This is a genomic window from Streptomyces sp. MUM 2J, assembly GCF_022414535.1.
In the GTDB taxonomy this organism is placed as follows: domain Bacteria; phylum Actinomycetota; class Actinomycetes; order Streptomycetales; family Streptomycetaceae; genus Streptomyces.
The window spans coordinates 52,278-75,075 of sequence record NZ_JADWYM010000021.1; the positions used below are offsets into that span (position 1 = coordinate 52,278).

Consider the following 22,798-nt stretch of genomic DNA (forward strand, 5'->3'; position numbering starts at 1 on the left):
TCCATGATCAGCACATACTTCGGGTGGTTAAGTGTCCCTCACGCAGGTGTGTGATCGCGAAAGGGGCTGGTGGTCGTGCCGGAACTGAGGCCTTGGCGGGGCACGCGACCGCGCGCGGCACGGTTCGCCGCCGCCGTACGGCCGCGTCTCGCACGTGCCGCGACGGCCGTCCGGCCGCGGGTCGCGCGGCTTGCACAGTCCGCGAAACCGCACGTCACACGCATGACGCGGCCGAACGCCAACAAGACCTGGCAGTACACCGCGGGCGCGGCCACCGCCGGTCTGGCGCTGGCCGCCGGTGTGGTGACCGCCGTGGGTCCCTGGGACGCCACGGGTCAGCGTACGGCCGAGCGGGAGCGGGCGGCCGCGCAGGAGCACACGGGTGGCGCAGATCACGGCCACACCTCCGGCACCGCGACCGCAGGTCCCCGGCCCGCCCCGAGCGCCGCCGTCGTCCTCACGGGCCTGGGCGGCGGAGCCAACACCGTGAAGTCGGCGCCGAAGGCCCTGGACGCCAAGGCCCTCGCCGCCGTACTGGGCCCGCTGCTCGACACGCCCGCACTCGGCACCCGCCACGCGGCCGCGGTCGTCGACGTCGCCACCGGCGAGCGCCTGTACGGCGCCGGTGCCGCGCAGGGCCTGACGCCCGCGTCGACCACGAAGATCGCCACCGCGGTCGCCGCGCTGTCCGCCCTGGGCCCTGACCACCGCTTCACCACCCGTGCCGCGCTGGAGCCCGACACCGGGGAACTCGTCCTGGTCGGCGGCGGCGACCCCACGCTCACCGCACGCGAGAAGACCGACGGGTGGGCCGACCTGCGCACGCTGGCCGCGGACACCGCCGCGGCCCTGAAGAAGCAGGGCGTGCGGAACGTGACGCTGTCGTACGACACCACCCTGTTCGCCGGGTCCGGACTTCACCCCATCGGGGTCAACGGCAACCTCGCCCGTGTCAGCGCCCTGGCGGCCGACGAGGGCCGCGCCGACGGCTCCACCAGCGGACCCGCGCACCGCGTGGCGGACCCGGCGGTGGCCGCGACGCGCTCGTTCGCCGGGTTCCTGGCGGAGCACGGCATCAAGACCACCTCCCCGGGCCCCTCGAAGGCCACCGGCCGCGCCCGGACCCTCGCGACGGTGTCCTCCCCGCCGCTGTCCCGCATCGTGGAGCGGATGCTCACCCACAGTGACAACGACATCGCCGAGGCCCTCGCCCGCCAGACCGCCGCCGCGACGGGCGAACGCCCCGACTTCGCAGGCGCGGGCCGGGCCGTCCGCGCCCAGCTGCAGAAGCTGGGCCTGCCGCTGACGGGTGCCGTCTTCCACGACGGCAGCGGCCTCGACCGCACCGACCGTCTCACCGCGGGCCTGCTGACCGCCCTGCTCGTCGAGGCGGGCGACCCCGCGCGCCCCGATCTCCGGCCCGTCCTCACCGGCCTGCCGGTGGCGGGCTTCACCGGCACGCTGACCAGCCGATACACCGACGGGGCGGCCGGCGTCGTGCGTGCCAAGACCGGCACCCTGACCGGCGTGAACACCCTCGCCGGGACCGTCGTGGACCAGGACGGGCGCCTTCTGGCCTTCGCCTTCCTCGCCTCGGGGACGACAGACCCCTGGGCGGCGCAGAAGGCGCTGGACAAGGCGGCGACGGCAGTGGCGGGATGCGGCTGCCACTGAGCGCCGCACGCCCCGCACGCCCCGCGGCCGGGCCCGCCGCCTGCGGCGCCCCGGGGCACCGCAGGCGGCGGGCCCGGCATCTTCGGCACCTCCGGCCCCTCCCACGGCCTGCCCCCGGGGGCGGAGCTCACGTACCGTTGACGCATGACGAGCATCGGTGGAGCCGAGATGGTCGACTGGAATCTCGCGGTGGCGACCGCGACCCGGCTCGTGCGGCCGGGCCCCGAGGTGAGCCGTGACGAGGCCAGGGCCGTCGTCGCGGAGCTGCGCCGCCATGCGAAGTCCTCGGAGGAGCACGTGCGGGGCTTCACCCGGATGGGCACCGAGGTCACCCACGACACCCCGGTCCTCGTCGTCGACCGCCCCGGCTGGGTGCGGGCGAACGTCGCCGGATTCCGGGAGATCCTCAGGCCGCTGCTGGAGAAGATGCAGGAGCGTCGCGGCAACAGCACCGGCGGCGCGGTCCTCGGAGCCGTCGGCGGCAAGGTGACCGGGGTCGAACTCGGGATGCTGCTGTCCTTCCTGGCCTCCCGCGTGCTCGGTCAGTACGAGACCTTCGCCCCCGCCACCCGCGACCTGCCGGCCGGTGAGAACGGCGGCGGACGGCTGCTGCTGGTCGCCCCGAACATCGTGCACGTCGAGCGCGAACTCGACGTGCAGCCGCACGACTTCCGCCTGTGGGTGTGCCTGCACGAGGAGACGCACCGCACGCAGTTCTCCGCGGTGCCGTGGCTGCGCGACCATCTGGAGGGCGAGATCCAGGCCTTCCTGGCGGAGACCGACGTCGACCCGATGACCGTCCTGGAACGCGTCCGCGACGCCGCCCAGACACTCGCCGGTGGCCGTCCCGAGGGTGAGGACGACGACGGCGGCCGGTCCCTGGTCGAGCTGGTGCAGACGCCCACCCAGCGGGAGGTCCTCGGCCGCCTCACCGCCGTGATGTCCCTGCTGGAGGGGCACGCCGACTTCGTCATGGACGGGGTCGGCCCGGACGTCGTGCCGACCGTCTCCGAGATCCGCGAGAAGTTCCAGCAGCGCCGCGCCAAGGGCGCCTCCCGCCTCGATCTCGCCCTGCGCAAACTGCTGGGCCTGGACGCCAAGCTGCGGCAGTACCGGGACGGCGAACGCTTCGTGCGGGCCGTCGTCGACCAGGTCGGCATGGACGGCTTCAACCGCGTGTGGACCTCGCCCAACACCCTCCCCACCAAGGCGGAGCTCGCCAGGCCGGCGGAGTGGGTCGCGCGGGTGCACCACACGCCGGAGACGTGAGCCGCGGGGCGAACGTCGTGCGACACGTCCGGCCCACGGCAGGCGAACGCCCTCCCAATCACCCGTCCGAGGGACCGTGGGCCGTGGACAGGCGTGCAATGCTCAGGGAACCGCCCATTTCTGTCACCATCTACACACTCTGAGTGACCGACTACGGGCTCACCCCCCGAAAACTTCATGAAGGGAACCGGACATGGGTCCCCATCCTGCGGTCGCGGCGATACGCCTGGCGGTCCGCCGCGTCCTCCATGACATCCTCACCGAACACAGCGACACCGACGCCTCCGCAGCGGCGCCGGCGCACGGCACGCCCGTACGCCCGACCGCGCCGCTCGTCCTCGTGGCCTGCTCCGGCGGCGCCGACTCCATGGCCCTCGCCTCCGCCCTCGCCTTCGAGGCCCCCCGGCTCGGCCTCCGCGCGGGCGGCGTCACCGTCGACCACGGCCTGCAGTCAGGCTCCGACAGGCGGGCAGCGGACGTCGTCCTGCGCCTGCGGGACCTCGGTCTCGACCCGGTGGTGTCCGCCGCCGTCACCGTCGGCCGCGACGGCGGTCCCGAAGCCGCCGCCCGCGACGCCCGGTACGCCGCCCTCGACGCCGCCGCCGAACACCACGGTGCCACCGCGATCCTGCTCGGCCACACCCGCGACGACCAGGCCGAAACCGTCCTGCTCGGCCTCGCCCGCGGCTCCGGTACCCGCTCCCTGTCCGGAATGGCCGCGGTCTCGGGGGCCGGCGGCCGTTACCGGCGCCCCTTCCTCCAGCTCGACCGGCAGACCGCACGCAAGGCCTGCATGGTCCAGTCCCTGCCCGTCTGGGACGACCCGCACAACTCCGACCCCGCGTACACCCGCTCGCGACTGCGCCACGAGGGCCTGCCCGCCCTGGAGAAGTGCCTGGGCAAGGGCGTCGTCGAGGCCCTCGCCCGTACGGCCCAGCTCTCCCGCGACGACGCCGACGCACTCGACGCGTGGGCCGGCCAGGCCGAGGCCGGCGTCCGTGACGCCGCCGGTCTGCTGGAGTGCGCCAAGCTCTACGCCCTGCCGCCTGCCGTCCGCCGCCGCATCCTGCGCCACGCCGCCATCGAGGCGGGTGCCCCGGCCGGCTCGCTCTTCGCCCGCCACATCGAGGAAGTCGACCGGTTGATCACCGGCTGGCGCGGCCAGGGCGTGATCAATCTGCCCGGCAAAGTCGTCGCCCAGCGGCAGGGTGGCAGACTGGTGATTCGGCAAGGCTGAATCCGGAGTTCCCACCGGCCCGCTGACACGGGTCCCGGAGGTCCGGCGCAGGCCGGTGGGACGACCGACCGAAAGTGATGCGGGTGGACGCGAAAGACATGGGTGCCGACCTCAAGCAGGTGCTCATCACCAAGGAAGAGATCGACGCGAAGCTGGCCGAGCTGGCCGCGAAGATCGACGCGGAGTACGCGGGCAAGGATCTGCTGATCGTCGGCGTCCTCAAGGGCGCCGTGATGGTCATGGCCGACCTCGCCCGGGCGCTGTCCACCCCGGTCACCATGGACTGGATGGCCGTGTCCTCCTACGGCGCGGGCACCCAGTCCTCCGGCGTCGTACGGATCCTCAAGGACCTCGACACCGACATCAAGGGGCGGCACGTCCTGATCGTCGAGGACATCATCGACTCCGGTCTGACGCTGTCGTGGCTGATCAACAACCTCGGCTCCCGCGAGCCCGCCTCCCTGGAGGTGTGCACGCTGCTGCGCAAGCCGGACGCCGCCAAGGTCGCCATCGACGTGGAGTGGGTCGGCTTCGACATTCCCAACGAGTTCGTGGTCGGCTACGGCCTCGACTACGCCGAGAAGTACCGGAATCTCCCGTTCGTCGGTACGCTCGCGCCTCACGTCTACGGTGGCTAGCACGGCGCCGTAGGACGCGGAGGGAAGACCGGGAACCCCGGCGGCGGTCGCGCCGTTGGACCATGCAGACGGGATTGCCAGCCGTCCTGTGCGGCTTCGGGCCACCATGCTGGGGTACCGTCAGAAGAACTGTCTTATCAGACTCACTATGGCAGGAGGGACGGGGCGGCACCGCTCCGTGTGGATGGACGTGAAGCGATACTTCCGTGGGCCGGTCATGTGGATCGTGCTGGCCGTCCTTGCCGTGGTCGTGTTGATGCAGGTCGTCGGCTCGTCCGGCGGCTACAAGACGGTGGACACAGGTCAGGTTGTCCAGGCGATCAACGAGAACAAGGTCGAGTCGGCCAAGCTCACCACCGGTGACGAGCAGACCATCAAGGTCACGCTCAAGGACGGCGAGAAGGTCAAGGACAGCTCGAAGATCCAGGCGAGCTACATCGGCGACCAGGGCGTGACCATCGCCAGCACGCTGCAGAGCAAGTTCGAGCAGAAGCAGATCCCGCAGGGTTACACGGTCTCACCGTCGAAGCAGAACCCGTTCGTCGGCATTCTGCTGTCCCTGCTCCCCTTCGTCCTCATTGTCGTCGTCTTCCTGTTCCTGATGAACCAGATGCAGGGCGGCGGCTCCCGGGTGATGAACTTCGGGAAGTCGAAGGCCAAGCTCATCACCAAGGACACCCCCAAGACGACCTTCACCGACGTCGCGGGCTGCGACGAGGCCGTCGAGGAACTCCACGAGATCAAGGAGTTCCTCCAGGAGCCGGCCAAGTTCCAGGCCGTCGGGGCCAAGATCCCCAAGGGTGTGCTGCTGTACGGCCGTCCCGGTACCGGCAAGACGCTCCTCGCGCGTGCCGTCGCCGGTGAGGCCGGGGTGCCCTTCTACTCGATCTCCGGTTCCGACTTCGTCGAGATGTTCGTCGGTGTCGGCGCCTCCCGTGTCCGTGACCTCTTCGAGCAGGCCAAGGCGAACGCCCCGGCGATCGTCTTCGTCGACGAGATCGACGCGGTCGGCCGCCACCGCGGCGCCGGCCTCGGCGGCGGTCACGACGAGCGCGAGCAGACCCTGAACCAGCTGCTCGTCGAGATGGACGGCTTCGACGTCAAGGGCGGCGTCATCCTGATCGCCGCGACCAACCGGCCGGACATCCTCGACCCGGCGCTGCTGCGCCCGGGCCGCTTCGACCGGCAGATCGCCGTCGACCCGCCGGACCTCCAGGGCCGCCTGGAGATCCTCAAGGTCCACCAGAAGGGCAAGCCGGTCGCCCCCGACGTCGACCTGAACGCCGTGGCGCGCCGCACCCCCGGCATGACCGGTGCCGACCTGGCGAACGTGCTGAACGAGGCCGCCCTGCTGACGGCCCGCAGCAACAACAAGCTGATCGACAACAAGATGCTGGACGAGGCGATCGACCGCGTCGTGGCCGGCCCGCAGAAGCGGACCCGGATCATGTCGGACAAGGAGAAGAAGATCACCGCGTACCACGAGGGCGGTCACGCCCTGGTCGCGGCGGCTTCGCCGAACTCCGACCCGGTGCACAAGATCACCATCCTGTCCCGCGGCCGGGCCCTCGGTTACACGATGGTCCTGCCCGACGAGGACAAGTACTCGACCACCCGCAACGAGATGCTCGACCAGCTCGGGTACATGCTGGGCGGCCGTGCGGCGGAGGAGCTGGTCTTCCACGACCCGACCACCGGCGCGGCCAACGACATCGAGAAGGCCACCAGCGTGGCCCGCGCGATGGTCACGCAGTACGGCATGACCGAGCGTCTCGGCGCCATCAAGTTCGGCGGCGACAACAGCGAGCCCTTCCTCGGCCGTGAGATGGCTCACCAGCGCGACTACTCGGAAGAGGTCGCCGCGCTGGTGGACGAGGAGGTCAAGAAGCTCATCGAGAACGCGCACAACGAGGCCTGGGAGATCCTGGTCGAGAACCGCGACGTCCTCGACAACCTCGTCCTGGCCCTCCTGGAGAAGGAGACCCTGGGCAAGGAGGAGATCGCCGAGATCTTCGCCCCGATCGTGAAGCGCCCGCCCCGGCCCGCGTGGACCGGTTCCGCGCGCCGCACGCCGTCCACCCGCCCGCCGGTGCTCTCCCCCAAGGAGCTCGCGCTGACGAACGGTGCCAACGGCGCCACCCCGGCGATCAGCACCGTCAAGTCCACGGCGGCCGACTCCGCCCCGGCCGCCGAGCCGGCCACGGAGGACCGCACGGACGGCTGACGCCGAAGCGACCGAGCCGGGCCCGGTGGCCCACCGGGCCCGGAATGGATGCCGCGCCCCCCTGGTTCTAGCCTGGGGGGCGCGGCATCTTCGTATGTCCGCAGATCGGGCGCGTGGCCCACACGCGCGAAAGGCACAGGAACGAGGCACCAGATGACCGACCCCGTGACGCTGGACGGCGAGGGATCCATCGGCGAGTTCGACGAGAAGCGCGCCGAGAACGCCGTACGCGAGCTGCTGATCGCGGTCGGTGAGGACCCGGAGCGCGAGGGGCTCAGGGAGACGCCGGCCCGGGTGGCACGCGCGTACCGGGAGCTTCTGGCGGGCCTGCGGCAGGAGCCCGAGGACGTACTGACGACGACGTTCGACCTGGGACACGACGAGATGGTCCTGGTGAAGGACATCGAGATCGTGTCCCTGTGCGAGCACCATCTGCTGCCGTTCCACGGGGTGGCCCACGTCGGGTACATCCCGGCCGAGACCGGCAAGATCACGGGGCTGTCGAAGCTGGCGCGGCTCGTCGAGGTGTTCGCGCGGCGCCCGCAGGTGCAGGAACGACTCACCACGCAGATCGCCGACTCCCTCATGAAGATCCTTGAGGCGCGTGGCGCGATCGTCGTCGTCGAGGCGGAGCACATGTGCATGTCCGTGCGCGGCATCCGCAAGCCCGGTGCGAAGACCACGACGTCGGCGGTGCGGGGCCAGCTGCGGGATGCCACGACGCGGGCCGAGGCGATGAGCCTGATACTGGCGCGCTGAACCGGCCGACCCGTCAGCGCGGCCGACCCGTCAGCGCGGCCGGGAGCCGGGGACGGGCGGCACACTTCGCGGGGCGGGGTGCCCCGACCGAGCCGAGGAGGGGCACGCGGCGTTGCGTCCTTCACGGCGGCGGCTCTCCGGCCGGGACACGCCGCACAACGGCGCCCGCCCCGGTCGTGCCGCATTCGGCGTCCCGCCGGGACCGACCCGTCCCGCCGGCTGGCGGCGCAGGCCGGCGGGGCGGGTCGCCGTCATGACGCCGGAGAGGCCCCCGCGCCGTTGTGCTCGTCGTCCTCGGGGAGCTTGCAGACGCGCTCCAGGAAGATGGCCGCCGCTATGACCGCGATGCCCGCCAGCACGGAGAAGCCGGCGTAGATGGCCTGATCGCGGCGGGCGGGGATGTCGAGGAACTCCAGCAGGAACACGCCCGTGCCGCCGTACATCCCGGCGACCAGGGCGGCGACCAGGGCGCTGGCCTGGCCGAAGACGACCGCGCGGGCGGCCATCAGGGGATCGACGCCCTTGGCGTCGGGGCGCCGTTCGCGCTGGGCCCTGAAACGGGCCCGCAGGGACACGGCCGTCGCGAGCAGCACGACGGCGATCAGGGCGAGCACGATGGGGGCGGCCAGCGGGACGCGGGGGAGTGTCCCCACCGCGTCCCACAGCCGGGCTCCCGCCCAGGACAGCACTCCGGCGACGACGAACACACCGGCCAGCACCCTGATGCGCAGCTCTTTCACGGTGTCCCTTCAGCTCCCCGGACGTGGTCGAGAGCGGCTCGCCCGAGGTCCGGCCGTCCCGTGGTCGTCTTGACCTTAACGACTACTCGGGCAGCTGGAGTTCCAGGTCCTCGCGTGGGGCCACGCCGTCCCGGGTGACCGTGTCGAGCAGCTCCGCGACGCGTCCGCGGCCGGGCAGCTGGGCCTCCGGATCCACGTCGTGCCAGGGCGCGAGAACGAAGGCGCGTTCGTGGGCACGGGGGTGGGGGAGGGTCAGCTGCGGGTCGTCGGAGAGGACCGACGCGTAGGCGACGATGTCGACGTCGAGGGTGCGCGGGCCCCAACGCTCGTCGCGGACGCGGTGGAACGCCTCCTCCACGGCGTGTGCCCGCTCCAGCAGGGAGGACGGCGGCAGTGTGGTCCTGAGGATGACGACCGCGTTGAAGTACGACGGCTGGCTACCCGGCTCCACGCCCCACGGTTCCGTCTCGTAGACGGGGGAGACCGCCTTGACCCGCACACCGGGGGTGTCCTCCAGGGCGTCGACGGCACCCTGGAGGTTCTCCAGGCGGTTGCCGAGGTTGGAACCGAGAGCGATCACGGCCCGCTGAGGGTTCTGGAGCGTGGTGTCGGCGGCGTCCACCGCCTCGACGACGGAGGCGGGCACCGGCTGGACGGTCGGGTCGCTGTGACCACCGGTGAAGGGCGCGGTCATACTCGGCTCCGGGTGATGGTGACGGTCACGTCGTCGAAGGGGACGGTGATCGGCGCGTTCGGCTTGTGGACGCAGACCTCGACCTCCTCGACGCCCTCGTGCTCCAGGCAGGTCCGGGCGATGCGTTCGGCGAGTGTCTCGATGAGGTCGACGGGCTCGCCCTGCACGACCGCGACGACCTCCTCGGCCACGATGCCGTAGTGCACGGTCTTCGCCAGGTCGTCGTCGGCCGCGGCCGGCCGGGTGTCCAGGCCGAGGACGAGATCCACGACGAAGGTCTGGCCCTCCTCGCGTTCCCGGGGGAACACACCGTGGTGCCCGCGGGCCTTCAGGCCGCGCAGCGCGACACGATCCACGCGAATCACTCCTGCAATCGTCGGTAGCGGCCGGCGTCTGCCGTGTGCGGGCGGCAGACCGGCCTCAGCCGAATCTACCTGCGGGCACTGACGGCACCGGGCGGAGGGGCGCGGCGCCGGTTCGGGACGGTCAGGTTTCATCGCACGTTTCCCCCGGGGAACCCGCCCGCTCACGGTTTGGTAGCCGCGTATACCCGCGGCCCGGTGATTCCAACCACTCCCTGGTCCCTGCGGAGGGTTTCCGCAGGGACCGCGCCCCTCACGCGGGTGACCCGTCGTCCTCGTCCTCGTCGTTCTCGGTCAGTACGGGGGAGGCGTGGTGGGACCAGAGTTTCCAGCCCTCGGGCGTGCGGCGGAACACGTTGGTGGCGACCACCAGCTGGCCGACCAGGGGCCCCAGCTCCTCGCCCTCGGCGGGCGCGGGGCCGCCGCTGAGGATGTTCTCGGTGCAGGTCACCAGGGCGGTGTCCCCGGTGACGGAGACGTGCACGTCGGTGAGGAAGAACTGGATGTAGTCGGTGTTCGCCATGATCAGCGCGTACGACCTGAGGACCTCGCCGCGGCCGGTGAGCACGGGCCAGCCAGGGTGCACACAGGAGATCACGCCGGTATCGGCCGGATCGTGGTACTCCTCGTCGACGCCCAGGTCGGACGGGGTGAGCCAGAGCGCGGAGACCTGCTCAAAGTCGCCCTGCTCCAGGGCCTCGTAGAACGCGGCGTTGGCGGCCTCGACCTGCTCGACGTCCGTGTGGGGGGCGCTCACCGGGAGCCTTCTGCGCTCTGGGCGTCCTCGGCGCCGTGCCGCACGGCGCGGCCGGCGGTGCCCACGCCCGGCGTGCCGTCGGCGATCCGAGCCCCGCGTACTGTGTCCACGCCCGGCGTGCGCTCCGATGCATGCGCCCCGGCCGGGATTCCCGCGCCCAGCGCGTGTCCTGTGGCGCGTGCCTCTTCCACGGCCTGTGCGACCCGTACGGCGTCGGCCGTGGCGCGCACCTCATGTACGCGCACCGCCCACGCGCCGGCGTGCGCCGCGAGCGCGGAGACAGCGGCGGTCGCCGCGTCGCGCTCCCGGGCCGGTGGTGGGGAGCCCTCCGGCCCGGCGAGCACCCGGCCGAGGAACCGCTTGCGGGAGGCGGCGACGAGCAGCGGATGCCCGAGGGCCAGCAGGCGGTCGAGGTGCGAGAGGAGGGCCAGGTCGTGCTCGGCGTTCTTGGAGAAGCCCAGACCGGGGTCGACGACGATGCGGTCGGGCCCGATACCGCCCTCCAGGACCGCCTCCACGCGCGCACGTAGTTCCTCGGTGACCTCGGTGACGACGTCCTCGTAGACGCCCTGCACGTTGCCGCCCTCCAGGAAGCCGCGCCAGTGCATGACGACGAACGGGGCGCCGGCGTCCGCGACCGCCGGGATCATCGCCGGGTCGGCGAGACCCCCGCTGACGTCGTTCACGAGCGCCGCGCCGGCCGCGAGGGACCGCTCCGCCACACTGGCGCGCATCGTGTCGACGGAGACCACGACGCCCTCCGAGGCCAGGCCCCGGACCACCGGGATGACGCGCCGCAGCTCCTCGGCCTCGTCCACCCGGGTGGCGCCGGGCCGGGTGGACTCCCCGCCGACGTCGACGAGGTCGGCGCCCTGCGCGACCAGGTCGAGGCCGTGCTTGACGGCGGCCGTCGTGTCGAACCAGCGGCCACCGTCGGAGAAGGAGTCCGGGGTCACGTTCACGACGCCCATGACGGCGCAGCGGTCCCATGCCGGAAGGCCCGCGACGCTCCCGCGTCCGCTGTGGTTGCTCATATGTTCAGCGTAGGCCCCGCACCGGGGCCTCAGCGCCGTGCGGCCCGGGCGGAAGCCCTGGAGGGGGGAGGGGCTTCCGCCCGGGCCAGTCCTGCGTGCCCGGGTGCCACCCGGGGTTTCCGGTCAGGCGGCGCGGACGTCCCGCTCGGCCACCGTGTGGGCGCACGGGCGGGCGCCCAGCGTCCGTCGGCGCAGGAAGCGCGGCAGTGGAAGGGCCAGGTCGACGAAGCCCTCCGCCTGCATGGCGGCGATGCCGATGCGCGGCAGGTCGGCGGAGGCCCGGTAGACCACGAAGCGCGGTTCCCAGCGGGGCTGGAACTTGGCGTTGAACTTGTACAGGGACTCGATCTGGAACCAGCGCGAGAGGAAGACCAGCAGTCTCCGCCAGGCCCGCAGCACCGGGCCCGCGCCGATCTTCTCGCCGCGGGCCAGCGCCGAGCGGAACATGGCGAAGTTGAGCGACACGCGCGTGATGCCGAACTTCGGGGCTGCCTGGAGGGCCGCGACGATCAGCAGTTCGTTCATGCCGGGGTCGGCGGCGCGATCACGGCGCATGAGGTCCAGGGAGGCCCCGTCGCGGCCCCACGGCACGAAGTGCAGGATGGCCTTCAGGTCACCGTACGGACCCTGCTCGGCGTCGGCCCTGTGGGCGGTGGCGATGAGGCAGTCGCCGTCGAAGGGGTCGCCGATGCGGCCGAGCGCCATGGAGAAGCCGCGTTCGGTGTCGGTGCCGCGCCAGTCCTCGGCGGCCCGGCGGATCCGCTCCACCTCGGCCTCGCCCAGGTCACGTACACGACGGACCCGGGTCTCGTAACCGGCCCGCTCGATGCGCTTGACCATCTGGCGCACGTTGCGCATCGCGCGGCCGGCGAGCGAGAAATCCGCGACGTCCACCACCGCCTCGTCGCCCAGTTCGAGGGCGTCGAGCCCGGTCTCCCGGGTCCAGACCTCACCACCGGTCTCCGAGCAGCCCATCACGGCGGGCGTCCACGAGTGCGCCTTGGCCTCGTCCATGAAACGCTCGATGGCGCCCGGCCAGGCCTCGACGTCGCCGATGGGGTCGCCGCTGGCGAGCATCACACCGGAGACCACGCGGTAGGTCACCGCGGCCTTGCCGCTGGGGGAGAAGACGACGGCCTTGTCGCGGCGCAGTGCGAAGTGGCCCAGGGAGTCGCGGCCACCGTGCTTGTCCAGCAGGGCCCGCAGCCGCGCCTCGTCCTCCTCGGTGAGGCGGGCGGCGGGGTGCTCGGGCCGGAAGGCGAAGTAGATGGTGGTGACCGCGGTCAGCAGACCCAGGGCGCCGAGGGAGAAGGCGACCGTCCAGGAGGTGCTGTCCTGGTAGTCGACCGGGCCCTCGAAGCCGAACAGGCCGTAGAACACGTGGGTGAGGCGGTCGGCCAGGCTCGGGCTGCCGACCATGCGGTCGGGGTGGACGCTGACGATCACGCAGCCCAGCGCGAGGGAACCGGCGCTCATCAGCACGAAGTTGGCGAGCGCGCGCCACCGGCTGCGCGGGTCGGGCAGCGCCGCGAACTGGTCGCGGTGGACGAGCAGCGGCGCGAGCAGCGCCAGGGAGATGATCACCCCGAGGATCGAGTGCCGGTAGGTGAACTGCGCCGCCGCGCCCAGCGGCAGCAGCGCGACGGCGGCCCGCCAGGCGCGGCGCTTGCCGCGCTTGAGGCCGTGCGCGAGCAGAAGGAGCAGGACGCCCGCGCTCAGCGAGAGCGCCGCGGCGAACGGGCCGAACGAGCCGGGCAGTACCTCCGCGAGGGCGTGCATCCGGCTGTGCCGGAAGCGCGGGAAGACGCCCGCGGCGACGTCCAGCAGGCCCACGAGCGTGCAGGCCCGGGCGACGAGGACGGGAACGGCCTCGGGGCGCGGGCCCCGCACCAGGCGGCGCACGCGGCTTGATCGACTCGGAACCCCGCCGGACATTTCCCCATCTTCCCTGACAGACATCGCATCCCGTAGTTCTGCGAGAGACCTTGAATCCGGTGCCCTTTGGGGCATCCGGCGACATTGCGCCCTCTAGGACGGTGTCTCGGGGGGAGAGGTTCACTCACTCCGTCAAAGCCGGTTCAAAGGCTGGGGAAAGTCCGGGGCAAGCCCTCGCGAAGGAGCGGGAGGCGGCCGGGCCGGGCGGAAAGCGCAGGCAGGAAACCTCATGGGACTCGTGAGCAAGAAGGTGCTGGTACTGGCGGTCCTCGTCGCCGTGCTGCTCTTCGTCGGCACCGTGTGGCTGTGGCCACGGCTTGCCCGGCGGAACTGGCGTGCCGTCGGCGGGCGCATCGGCCTGCTCTTCGCCACGCAGGTGTCGCTGTTCGCCTGTGTGGGGCTCGGCGCGAACCAGGCCTTCGGTTTCTACGCCAGCTGGGCGGACCTGTTCGGGCAGGAGACCGAGCAGGGAGTGGTCGTCGACCACACCAGCGGCCGCGGGCCGGACGGCCCGCTGCGCGTCCTCGACACCCGGCGCGTGGCGGCGCGCGGCGGTGTCCGCCCCGAGACCGGGGGCCAGATACAGAAGGTCGCGATCGCCGGCCGAACGACCGGTATCGCGACCCCTGCCTACGTGTACCTGCCGCCGGAGTACTTCCAGGCGCAGTACCGCACACGCACGTTCCCCGCTGCGGTCGTACTGACCGGCTACCCGGGCACGGCCGAGGCGCTCGTCGACAAGCTGCACTACCCCCGCACCGCGCGCGCACTCGCGCGCGACGGCCGCATGCAGCCGATGATCCTGGTGATGCTGCGGCCGACGGTGGCGCCGCCCCGCGACACCGAGTGCGTCGACATACCGGGCGGACCGCAGACGGAGTCCTTCTTCGCCAAGGACCTGCCCGAGGCCGTCGGCGGCCACTACCGGGTGGGCACGAAGGCCGGCAGCTGGGGCATCGTGGGCGACTCCACGGGCGGCTACTGCGCCCTGAAGGTGGCCATGCACCACCCGAGGACGTTCGCGGCGGGAGTCGGCCTGTCGGCGTACTACAGGGCGCCGAACGACCCGACCACCGGAGATCTCTTCCACGGCGACGAGCTGCTGCGCAACCGCGCGGACCTGTTCTGGTGCCTTCGGCACGAGGCGGCGCCCGACACCTCGCTGCTCGTCACCAGCAGCAAGCTCGGAGAACCCAACTACAGGGCCACGATGAGGTTCATCCAGCAGGTGAAGGCGACCAACCGGACACGGGTCTCGTCGATCGTCCTGGAGTCCGGCGGGCACAACTTCAACACGTGGCGGCGTGAGATCCCGCCGGCCCTGGAGTGGCTGAGCGGACGCCTCTCCTGAGCCGCCGCCGACGCCCTTCCTGCGCGGGCTCCCCGTCTCCCCGGTGCCCCTCCCCGAGCCGTTCCCGAGCCGTTCCCGACACCGTTGCCGGCCGTTTCCGGAGCAGTCTCCGGAGTCCTCGGAGCGTCTTGCCACCGGCGCCCTGTGAGGCGTTGTGCGTTGGCTGTTTTTTTGCGGGGCCGGGCACCACGATTCGCCTACGCGCGGTAAGTTTCTGGCCATGCCACGTGGACGTCACCGCCATTCCCCGCCCTTGCACAGGCTGATGCCTCCTTCGGCGATCGCCGGCGTGTCACTGGTGTGCGCGTTCGGCCCTTGGGTGTTCACGGAACCCATGGTGCTGCGCACCCTGGCGGCGATCGCCGCCGCGACGGCCGGCGTCGGTGCGGCCGTCATGCGCCGGTGGGACGCGAACGCGGGCAAGCAGGTGGCCGATCTCGCGCGGGCGCGCGCCAGTGACGAGTGGCGGCACGAGGAGCGGATCGCCGAACTGGAGACCGACCTGGAGGAGTCGCGCGCGCTGCGCGTCAAGCTGGAGAAGCGGCTGCGCGCGAAGCGGGCCGAGCTCGCGGGCCTGCGCAACGAGCACGCGTCCCTGCTGCGGCGCTACGCCACGGCCGAGACCGAGCGCGCCACTGCCCTGGAGGGCCGCCGGCTGCTGGAGATAGAGACCGTGGCGCCGTCCACGGCCCCTGCCCTGCCGCCTGCGCCGGTGCTGGAGGACGAGCCGTCCGGTAACGGCAGGGCGGGGAAGACGGCCGGAGCCGCCGAGGCTGCGGACGACTCCGAGGCCACGCGGGCCGGGGACGACGCCGACGCCGTGCAGGACGTGGATGCCGTGGAGGACTCCTGCGCCGACGGGGACCCGGACGTCGTGGAGGACCCGGACGTGGCGGAGGACCCGGACGTGGCGGAGGACGAGGCGCGGGGTCCGGCGCCGACGGCGTTCTCGCCGGAGGGTTCCAAGCTGTTCATGCGCGCGCAGGCGGCGCTGACCCGCCTCGACGCCGAGCCGGACGCGGTCGGCCCGGAGAGCCCCGCCGGGTCTCGGACGGAGAGCACCCGGGACGCCGTGAAGGAGACCGCGCCTCTCGCCCCGGCCGGGAAGACCGAGCCGGGCGAACAGGCCGAGCAGCTGGTCACCGCCGGGGACGCGGCCGGTGCGGCGGCCGAGGACGCGCGGGAGGACGAGGCGCAGGGGAAGCCCGGGGCGGTCGACGCCCACGCGCGTGCGACCGCCGCCCCCGAGCCGCCGAAGGACCCCGCCACGGCGCCTCTGCCCGCCGTCCAGCAGCCGCCCGAGGGGCACTTCGCCGTGCCCACCGCAGTGGCCGTCGCCCCTGCCGCGCCGCCCGTCCGGCGCCCGGCGACCGAGGGCGGGTTCGACTTCTTCGGCACGAAGAACGCGCCGGCGGCCGACGCCCTGGAGGCCGTGCAGAACGAGGACCTCGCCGATGTCGTCGGCCAGGAGGCCCTGGCGCTGCACAAGGCCGAGACCGAGGGCGGTTTCAAGCCGGCCGGCGAACGGACGCGTGACGCGGGCCAGGTGATCGACCTGACGGCCCACGACGAGACGCAGCAGATCGACGTCCAGGGCCTGCGCAGCGCGGCGTCCTGACCGCCGGCCACGCGGGCGTGGCCGCCGAACGCCGCACCCCGGCGGTCCGCAGCCCGAGCCGCGGACCGCCGGTCACGCCATCCAGCGGTCCGGGCGCGCGTCCCTGCGGCCCGTCCGGGACCGTTCCGCCTGCCCGCGCAGCAGCTCCGCGGCCTCCCCGGCGTCCCGCAGGCGCGCCGTCACCGTGCTGCCCGCCCCGCTGTCCACCCTTAGGTCGGCAAGGCCCCACCACCGCTGCCACGGCCCCTGGGTGAGCCGTACGCTCTGCACCTTCGCATGCGGCACCAGCGCCAGGACGCGCCCCAGCAGCCCGTGCCGTGCCGCGAACACCCCGCTGGTGACGGCGATGCCGTATCCGCGCCACCACAGCGGCACACACCGCCCCGCACGCCGCGGGGCGGGAGACAGGGACGCGGCAGAAGGCACGGTCACGCCGGGCAGCACACGCGCGACGATCTCCTCGGCGGCTTCCCGGGGGGCGACGGGCACCAGCACCGAGTTGTCGGATCCGGCCACATCCAACTCGACCCGCACCCAGCTTCCCGCGTGCTGCGCCCGGCGCCGACGGCGTGCCCCCCACCACCGCCACAGCAGGGGCTCGATGATCCGCACGCTCTGCACCCGTCCCGGTGGCACCGTCTCGTGGGTGCGGTCCAGCAGTCCGTGGTCGATGCGCAGCCCGTCCGGTGACTCGCTCACCGACCAGTCGTACTCGCTGACGAACCGCCCCACGCTGCTGGCCCCCGCCGCGCCCAGCAGCGGCAGCGCGGTCGCGAGGACCGTCCACACGCTTCCGGTGGCCAGCCACAGCACGGACGGAAGGACGAGCGCGGCGAGCAGCGCGCCCCAGGTGGCGCCCGTCAGCACGAGTGCGACGGCAAGCACGCGCGGGGGCACGCGCAGCAGCTCGCGCGCCGGCGCCTCTCCCACGTCATGCGCCGTCTCGGGTGCGAACCCGGCAGCGCGCGCCAGCAGTTCCGCGCGCAGCGCGCGCGCCTCGCGCTCCCCCAGGAAGGCGAGTTCGTCCTTCCTGCCGGTGCCGACGACATCGAGTCGCAGTTTCGCCACACCCGCCACGCGCGCGAGGAGCGGCCGCGTGACGTCGATCGCCTGGATCCGCTCCAGCCGGATGTGCGCGGTGCGGCGGAAGAGCAGACCCGTACGGATCCGCAGGTCCGTGCCGGTCACCGCGAAGTGGGTGAACCACCACGACAGGAAGCCGTACAGGGCGGCGGCGGGGACGATCACGGCGACCGCGATGAGCAGCGTGGTCGTCGTGAACCGGGTCAGCTGGTGTTGCGCCTGGTCGGGGTCGTGCACCGCCCAGCCGACGACCACCGCGAAGGGCGCCCACGCCCGCCGCAGCGGCGTCACCGGGTGCAGCCGCCGTTCGCTCACCGGTGCCGGACCACACACGTCGTCGCCGGGGCCGGGGGTCGTCACAGTCCCGCCGATCGGGCCTCGCCCAGCTCGCTGAGCCGGTCGCGGAGCCGTTCCGCCTCGGCGGGGTGCAGACCGGGGATGGCCGCGTCGGTGGCGGCGGCAGCCGTGTGCAGCTGGACGCTGGCCAGGCCGAAGCGTCGCTCGACCGGCCCCGACGTGACCTCGACCAGCTGCATGCGCCCGTACGGCACGACGGTCTCCTCGCGCCACAGCACGCCCCGGCTGATCAGCAGATCGTCGGCGCGCTCGGCGTACCGCCAGGACCGCCAGTTGCGGCCGAGCAGCACCCAGCCCCACGCCGCCAGCGCGAGCGGCAGCAGGGCGAACGCCGCCCAGGCGGGGCCCACGAGGATGCCCGGCAGCAGACCGGCGGCCAGTGCCACCAGGCCCAGCCACACCACCAGCAGCAGGCGGCGCATCCGCAGCAGGCCGGGGGGCAGCCCCGTCCACACCGGCCCGTCCGCCCGCACCCGGGCTGTCTCGTCCGCCCCGCTTCGCCCCGCACCGGGCGGGCTCCCCGTCTCCATACCGCCAGCCTACGTAGGGGAGACTGGGGCCATGACTCCTACGACGGAGACCACGGTCGGTATCGGCGGCGCCGCGGAGAGCACCGACATGGTGCTCAACATCGGGCCCCAGCACCCGTCCACGCACGGGGTGCTGCGGCTCCGGCTCGTCCTGGACGGAGAGCGCATCACGCGCGCGGAGCCGGTGATCGGCTATATGCACCGCGGCGCGGAGAAGCTGTTCGAGGCGCGCGACTACCGCCAGATCATCGTGCTCGCCAACCGGCACGACTGGCTGTCGGCGTTCTCCAGCGAGCTGGGCGTGGTCCTCGCCGTGGAGCGGATGCTCGGCATGGAGGTCCCCGAACGCGCGGTGTGGACGCGCACCCTGCTCGCCGAGCTCAACCGGGTGCTCAGCCACCTGATGTTCCTCGGTTCCTATCCGCTGGAGCTGGGCGGCATCACTCCGGTCTTCTACGCCTTCCGGGAGCGCGAGGTCCTCCAGAACGTCATGGAGGAGGTCTCCGGCGGGCGCATGCACTACATGTTCAACCGTGTCGGCGGCCTCAAGGAGGACCTGCCGGCCGGATGGGCGGCACGCGCGCGTGCCGCCGTCGCGGCCGTGCGCTCGCGCATGGACGTCTTCGACGACCTGGTGCTCGGCAACGAGATCTTCCGGGGGCGCACGCGCGGCGTGGGAGCCCTCACCCCCGAGGCCGTGCACGCCTACGGCGTGAGCGGCCCCATCGCACGCGCCTCCGGCGTCGACTTCGACCTGCGCCGCGACGAGCCGTACCTCGCCTACCCGGAGCTGCAGGACGTGCTGAAGGTGGTGACCCGGGCCGAGGGCGACTGCCTCGCCCGGTTCGAGTGCCTCCTGGAGCAGACGCACAACGCCCTCGACCTCGCCGACGCCTGCCTCGACCGTCTCGCCGGCCTTCCGCCGGGCCCCGTCAACCAGCGGCTGCCGAAGGTGCTGAAGGCGCCCGAGGGCCACACCTACGCCTGGACCGAGAACCCTCTCGGCATCAACGGCTACTACCTGGTCAGCAAGGGCGAGAAGACCCCGTACCGGCTGAAGCTGCGCTCGGCGTCCTACAACAACATCCAGGCGCTGACCCGGCTGCTGCCGGGGACCCTGGTCGCGGACATGGTGGCGATCCTCGGATCGATGTTCTTCGTGGTCGGCGACATCGACAAGTAGCGGGCCGTGCCGCCGTGGGCGGTCGTCAGCGTCCGGCGGTCGTGCGACCCAGCGGGTCGGCCACACCCACCGGCTGCACCAGCCACCCGAAGTCACCGAGTCCGCCCTCCGCGGTCAGCTCGGCGGCCTCTCCGGCGCGCGACAGCGCGCGCACGTAGGCCGCTGGATCGCTGGAGGCGAGTGTGAGAGGCGGGCGTGCGCCGCCGACACCCAGCATGCGCAACGCGTCGCGCTGCCGCAGCAGGCGAGCCCTCGGCAGAGCGTGAGCGCGGTCCGGGCCCGCCGGGCGTGCGCCCCTCGACGCCGGGCGCACGTACGGTGCGTGCGCCGGTTGTCCGGCTTGCTCGCACGCCGACGGAACGTCCTCCCGCGCCCCGGGGCGCGCGGCCGCTCCGGGCTCGCGTTGCACGCGCGCGGCGCACGCGTCCAGCGCGACGTGCGCCGTGATGTCACACGACCCGTCCGGTACGGGCGCCGTCTCGCGCCCCTCCCGGAAGCCGGTCAGCGTGCCGAACGGGGGGCGCGCGTCCGCCGTGTGCGCGTAGTCCGCGGCCACTGCCACCCCCCGGTCCACGCGTGCGACCACGGACGCCCAGGCCTCGTCCCGGGGCCACCCGATCTCCGCGCGCAGGCCCTCCTCCGCCGGCAGCGGCCACCACTGCCGAAGCCACTGAGCGTCGGCGCCCGACACGGGCTCGCCGAGCCGTTCGGTCCCGTCCCCCCGGACGAGGACGAGCCGGGCGACACCCGCGGGGTCGGTCTCGGCGACGTCGACCGGGATGTTGTCGAGCCACTCGTTGGCGAACAGCAGGCCCGTGATCCCGGGGGGCACGTCGGCCCGCCAGGCGATGCGCCGGTCGAGGCCGCCGGGCCGGCGGCCGCCGATCTCGACGGCGCACGTCCGCGTGCGGGCGGCCACACCCGCGGGCAGGGCGGCGAGCACTCCGGTGGCCAGTTCGCCCCGTCCGGCCGCCATGTCCACGAAGTCCAGCGGGTCGGGCCGTCCCAGCGCCTCGTCGACCAGGCACAGCAGTCGCGCCACGGCCCGCGCGAACAGCGGCGAGGCGTGCACCGACGTGCGGAAGTGCCCGGCCGGGCCCTCCGGCCGGCGGTAGAAGCCTTCCTGCCCGTACAGGGCGGCCCCGGCCGCGGTCCGCCAGCCGCACCACTCGTCCGTCGCCTCGTGCACCACCCGGACAGACTAGGCGCACAGGAGATCGCCGCCTCCACCTTGCGGAGTACACGCATCCGATCCGGATCGGCCCTCCGGTTGACCCCCGCACGCATCCGGCTTCCCTACTCTGGGTTACGTGCAGCGCCTCTACGATTTTCTCCGCAGGCATCCGACCTGGGTCGACGGCTTCTGGGCCGTCGTCCTGCTCGGGATCTCGCTCGTGGCGGAGACGGCGAACCCGGAGACCACGGGAACCAGCTCCCCGGTCGTGGTCCTGCCGGTCGTGCTGCTGCTGTGCGCCACGGTCGCGCTGCGGCGCCGCTGGCCGGAGCGGATGCTGCTGCTGGCCATCGGACTCGGTGCCGCCCAGGTGGCACTGGACGTGGAGACGCGCGTCACGGACTTCGCCCTGCTGGTGATCGTCTACACGGTCGCCGCGACCGGTGCGCGCTGGGCGTCCCGGCTGGCGCTGGCGACGGGGCTGGGCGCGGCGACTCTGGCCCAGCTGCGCTGGCCCAACGAGCACGCCGGCGTGCTGGGCAACCTCGCCATAGTGGTGTTTCAGACGGTGCCGTTCGCGCTCGCCTGGGTGCTCGGCGACTCGATCCGCACCCGGCGCGCGTACTACGCGCAGCTGGAGGAGCGGGCCACCCGCCTGGAGAAGGAGCGGGAGGCACAGGCGAAGGTCGCGGTCGCCGCCGAGCGTGCCCGGATCGCGCGGGAGCTGCACGACGTGGTGGCGCACAACGTGTCGGTGATGGTGGTGCAGGCCGACGGCGCCGCCTATGTTCTCGACGCCGCACCCGACCAGGCGAAGAAGGCCCTGGAGACGATCTCCTCCACCGGCCGGCAGGCTCTGGCCGAGATGCGCCGCCTGCTCGGCGTGCTGCGCACCGGCGAGCACCAGGAGGCCGGCGAGTACGTCCCGCAGCCCGGCGTGGAGCAGATCGAGGACCTCGTGGAGCAGTGCCGCGGTTCCGGCCTGCCGGTCGACTTCAAGGTCGAGGGGACCGCGCGCCCGCTGCCCAGCGGCGTGGAGCTGACGGCGTACCGCATCGTGCAGGAGGCGCTCACCAACACCCGCAAGCACGGTGGGGTGAACGCCGGCGCGAGCGTGCGGCTGGTCTACTTCGACGACGGCCTCGGTCTGCTGGTCGAGGACGACGGCAAGGGCGCCCCACACGAGTTGTACGAGGAGGGCGGCTTCGACGGCCAGGGCCACGGCCTGATCGGGATGCGTGAGCGGGTCGGTATGGTCGGCGGCACCCTGGACGCCGGCCCGCGCCCAGGCGGAGGATTCCGGATCAGCGCGCTGCTGCCGCTCAAACCGGCGCTCTGACGCCGCCGCACGCCCCCTGTTGACACCTGTAGCGGCCGTGCCGAACGGCCTGGACGGACACGGAAGAGGACCCGATGACGATCCGCGTGATGCTCGTCGACGACCAGGTGCTGCTGCGCACCGGGTTCCGGATGGTGCTCGCCGCCCAGCCGGACATGGAGGTCGTCGCGGAGGCGGGCGACGGCGTCGAGGCCCTCCAGGTGCTGCGGTCCACCGCCGTCGACGTCGTGCTGATGGACGTGCGCATGCCGAAACTGGACGGTGTGGAGGCCACCCGCCGGATCTGCTCCGCGCCGGATGCGCCGAAGGTGCTGATCCTGACCACCTTCGACCTCGACGAGTACGCCTTCTCCGGGCTGAAGGCGGGCGCCTCCGGGTTCATGCTCAAGGACGTGCCGCCCGGCGAACTCCTGGCCGCGATCCGTGCCGTGCACAGCGGCGACGCGGTCGTCGCCCCGTCCACCACGCGCCGTCTGCTGGACCGGTTCGCGCCGATGCTGCCCGCCACCGGCCAGGAGCCCCGCCACAAGGAGCTGGACCGGCTGACCGACCGCGAGCGCGAGGTCATGGTCCTGGTCGCGCAGGGCCTGTCCAACGGCGAGATCGCGGGCCGCCTGGTGCTGTCCGAGGCGACGGTCAAGACGCACGTGGGCCGCATCCTGACCAAACTCGCCCTCCGGGACCGGGTCCAGGTGGTCGTCCTCGCCTACGAGACGGGCCTCGTACGGGCCGGCGGACACGGCTGACCGGAGGCCGCGCCGTCGGGAGGGACGCCGTGCGGCGGCTCGACCACGCCTGGGCGGCTGAACGGGGCGGGAGTGCGACGAGCTGTCCGTGGAC

At 72.6% G+C, this 22,798-nt stretch carries 20 protein-coding genes; 11 read left to right on the forward strand and 9 right to left on the reverse strand.

The features are described 5' to 3' along the window. The first annotated feature begins 69 nt into the window (after nt 1–69). The 6 genes from dacB (at nt 70) to folE (ending at nt 7,801) form a co-directional block, all read left to right on the forward strand. Entirely contained in the window at nt 70–1,674 is a 1,605-nt protein-coding gene (dacB, locus tag I3F54_RS18305) for a D-alanyl-D-alanine carboxypeptidase/D-alanyl-D-alanine-endopeptidase (RefSeq protein WP_240119885.1), read from the forward strand. Between the two features lie 144 nt (nt 1,675–1,818). Further along, nucleotides 1,819–2,943: a zinc-dependent metalloprotease gene (locus tag I3F54_RS18310; RefSeq protein WP_240119886.1), complete on the forward strand. Its 1,125-nt coding sequence runs from the start codon at nt 1,819–1,821 to the stop codon at nt 2,941–2,943. A gap of 193 nt (nt 2,944–3,136) precedes the next feature. Next, nucleotides 3,137–4,180 carry a tRNA lysidine(34) synthetase TilS gene (gene tilS / locus I3F54_RS18315; RefSeq protein ID WP_240119887.1) on the forward strand — a complete coding sequence of 348 codons (1,044 nt, stop codon included), beginning with the start codon at nt 3,137–3,139 and terminating at the stop codon, nt 4,178–4,180. A 77-nt stretch (nt 4,181–4,257) separates the two neighbouring features. After that, on the forward strand, nt 4,258–4,818 hold the full coding sequence (gene hpt / locus I3F54_RS18320) for a hypoxanthine phosphoribosyltransferase (RefSeq protein ID WP_240119944.1): 561 nt from the start codon (nt 4,258–4,260) through the stop codon (nt 4,816–4,818). A 184-nt stretch (nt 4,819–5,002) separates the two neighbouring features. Further along, the gene (ftsH, locus tag I3F54_RS18325) at nt 5,003–7,042 is read left to right on the forward strand and encodes an ATP-dependent zinc metalloprotease FtsH (RefSeq protein ID WP_240119888.1); all 2,040 of its coding nucleotides are present in this window, start codon (nt 5,003–5,005) and stop codon (nt 7,040–7,042) included. A gap of 153 nt (nt 7,043–7,195) precedes the next feature. Next, nucleotides 7,196–7,801 carry a GTP cyclohydrolase I FolE gene (gene folE, locus I3F54_RS18330; RefSeq protein WP_240119889.1) on the forward strand — a complete coding sequence of 202 codons (606 nt, stop codon included), beginning with the start codon at nt 7,196–7,198 and terminating at the stop codon, nt 7,799–7,801. Nucleotides 7,802–8,052: 251 nt separating this feature from the next. On the opposite strand, the gene I3F54_RS18335 is transcribed toward folE, so the two are convergent. The 6 genes from I3F54_RS18335 to I3F54_RS18360 all read right to left on the reverse strand — a co-directional run bounded on the left by I3F54_RS18335 (nt 8,053) and on the right by I3F54_RS18360 (nt 13,323). Beyond that, nucleotides 8,053–8,541, reverse strand: a complete 489-nt coding sequence (locus tag I3F54_RS18335) for a DUF3180 domain-containing protein (protein ID WP_240119890.1) — start codon at nt 8,539–8,541, stop codon at nt 8,053–8,055. Between the two features lie 82 nt (nt 8,542–8,623). After that, nucleotides 8,624–9,235 (reverse strand): 2-amino-4-hydroxy-6-hydroxymethyldihydropteridine diphosphokinase, encoded by a 612-nt coding sequence (gene folK / locus I3F54_RS18340; RefSeq protein ID WP_240119891.1) that lies wholly within the window; start codon nt 9,233–9,235, stop codon nt 8,624–8,626. Then, nucleotides 9,232–9,591, reverse strand: coding sequence for a dihydroneopterin aldolase (gene folB, locus I3F54_RS18345; protein ID WP_240119892.1), 360 nt, complete (start codon nt 9,589–9,591; stop codon nt 9,232–9,234). Before folB ends, folK begins: the two co-directional genes overlap by 4 nt. Nucleotides 9,592–9,850: 259 nt before the next feature. Further along, nucleotides 9,851–10,354: a nuclear transport factor 2 family protein gene (locus I3F54_RS18350; RefSeq protein WP_240119893.1), complete on the reverse strand. Its 504-nt coding sequence runs from the start codon at nt 10,352–10,354 to the stop codon at nt 9,851–9,853. Further along, nucleotides 10,351–11,388, reverse strand: coding sequence for a dihydropteroate synthase (gene folP, locus I3F54_RS18355; protein ID WP_240119894.1), 1,038 nt, complete (start codon nt 11,386–11,388; stop codon nt 10,351–10,353). The genes I3F54_RS18350 and folP overlap by 4 nt, the downstream gene beginning before the upstream one ends. A 123-nt stretch (nt 11,389–11,511) precedes the next feature. After that, the gene (locus I3F54_RS18360; RefSeq protein ID WP_240119895.1) at nt 11,512–13,323 is read right to left on the reverse strand and encodes a phosphatidylglycerol lysyltransferase domain-containing protein; all 1,812 of its coding nucleotides are present in this window, start codon (nt 13,321–13,323) and stop codon (nt 11,512–11,514) included. 229 nt (nt 13,324–13,552) lie between these two features. On the opposite strand from I3F54_RS18360, the gene I3F54_RS18365 reads away from it, so the two are divergent. Further along, a complete protein-coding gene (locus I3F54_RS18365; RefSeq protein ID WP_240119896.1) occupies nt 13,553–14,674 on the forward strand; it encodes an esterase family protein in 1,122 nt (373 codons plus the stop codon). Nucleotides 14,675–15,008: 334 nt separating this feature from the next. Then, entirely contained in the window at nt 15,009–16,292 is a 1,284-nt protein-coding gene (locus tag I3F54_RS18370) for a hypothetical protein (RefSeq protein ID WP_240119897.1), read from the forward strand. 72 nt (nt 16,293–16,364) lie between these two features. Here the strand turns inward: I3F54_RS18370 and I3F54_RS18375 are convergent, their stop codons facing one another. Together I3F54_RS18375 and I3F54_RS18380 are read right to left on the reverse strand one after the other, a co-directional pair. Continuing rightward, the gene (locus I3F54_RS18375) at nt 16,365–17,735 is read right to left on the reverse strand and encodes a PH domain-containing protein (RefSeq protein ID WP_240119898.1); all 1,371 of its coding nucleotides are present in this window, start codon (nt 17,733–17,735) and stop codon (nt 16,365–16,367) included. Beyond that, complete coding sequence (locus I3F54_RS18380) at nt 17,732–18,262, reverse strand: PH domain-containing protein (RefSeq protein WP_240119899.1); 531 nt, start codon at nt 18,260–18,262, stop codon at nt 17,732–17,734. The genes I3F54_RS18375 and I3F54_RS18380 overlap by 4 nt, the downstream gene beginning before the upstream one ends. A 31-nt stretch (nt 18,263–18,293) precedes the next feature. Here I3F54_RS18380 and I3F54_RS18385 point away from each other — a divergent pair, with 31 nt between their 5' ends. Then, nucleotides 18,294–19,445 (forward strand): NADH-quinone oxidoreductase subunit D, encoded by a 1,152-nt coding sequence (locus tag I3F54_RS18385; RefSeq protein WP_240119900.1) that lies wholly within the window; start codon nt 18,294–18,296, stop codon nt 19,443–19,445. A gap of 25 nt (nt 19,446–19,470) precedes the next feature. Here the strand turns inward: I3F54_RS18385 and I3F54_RS18390 are convergent, their stop codons facing one another. Further along, the gene (locus I3F54_RS18390; RefSeq protein ID WP_240119901.1) at nt 19,471–20,637 is read right to left on the reverse strand and encodes an SAM-dependent methyltransferase; all 1,167 of its coding nucleotides are present in this window, start codon (nt 20,635–20,637) and stop codon (nt 19,471–19,473) included. Between the two features lie 118 nt (nt 20,638–20,755). Between I3F54_RS18390 and I3F54_RS18395 the strand changes: the two genes are divergently transcribed. Together I3F54_RS18395 and I3F54_RS18400 are read left to right on the forward strand one after the other, a co-directional pair. Next, entirely contained in the window at nt 20,756–21,958 is a 1,203-nt protein-coding gene (locus I3F54_RS18395; RefSeq protein ID WP_240119902.1) for a sensor histidine kinase, read from the forward strand. 74 nt (nt 21,959–22,032) lie between these two features. Next, nucleotides 22,033–22,704, forward strand: a complete 672-nt coding sequence (locus I3F54_RS18400) for a response regulator transcription factor (protein ID WP_240119903.1) — start codon at nt 22,033–22,035, stop codon at nt 22,702–22,704. Nucleotides 22,705–22,798 lie beyond the last annotated feature (94 nt).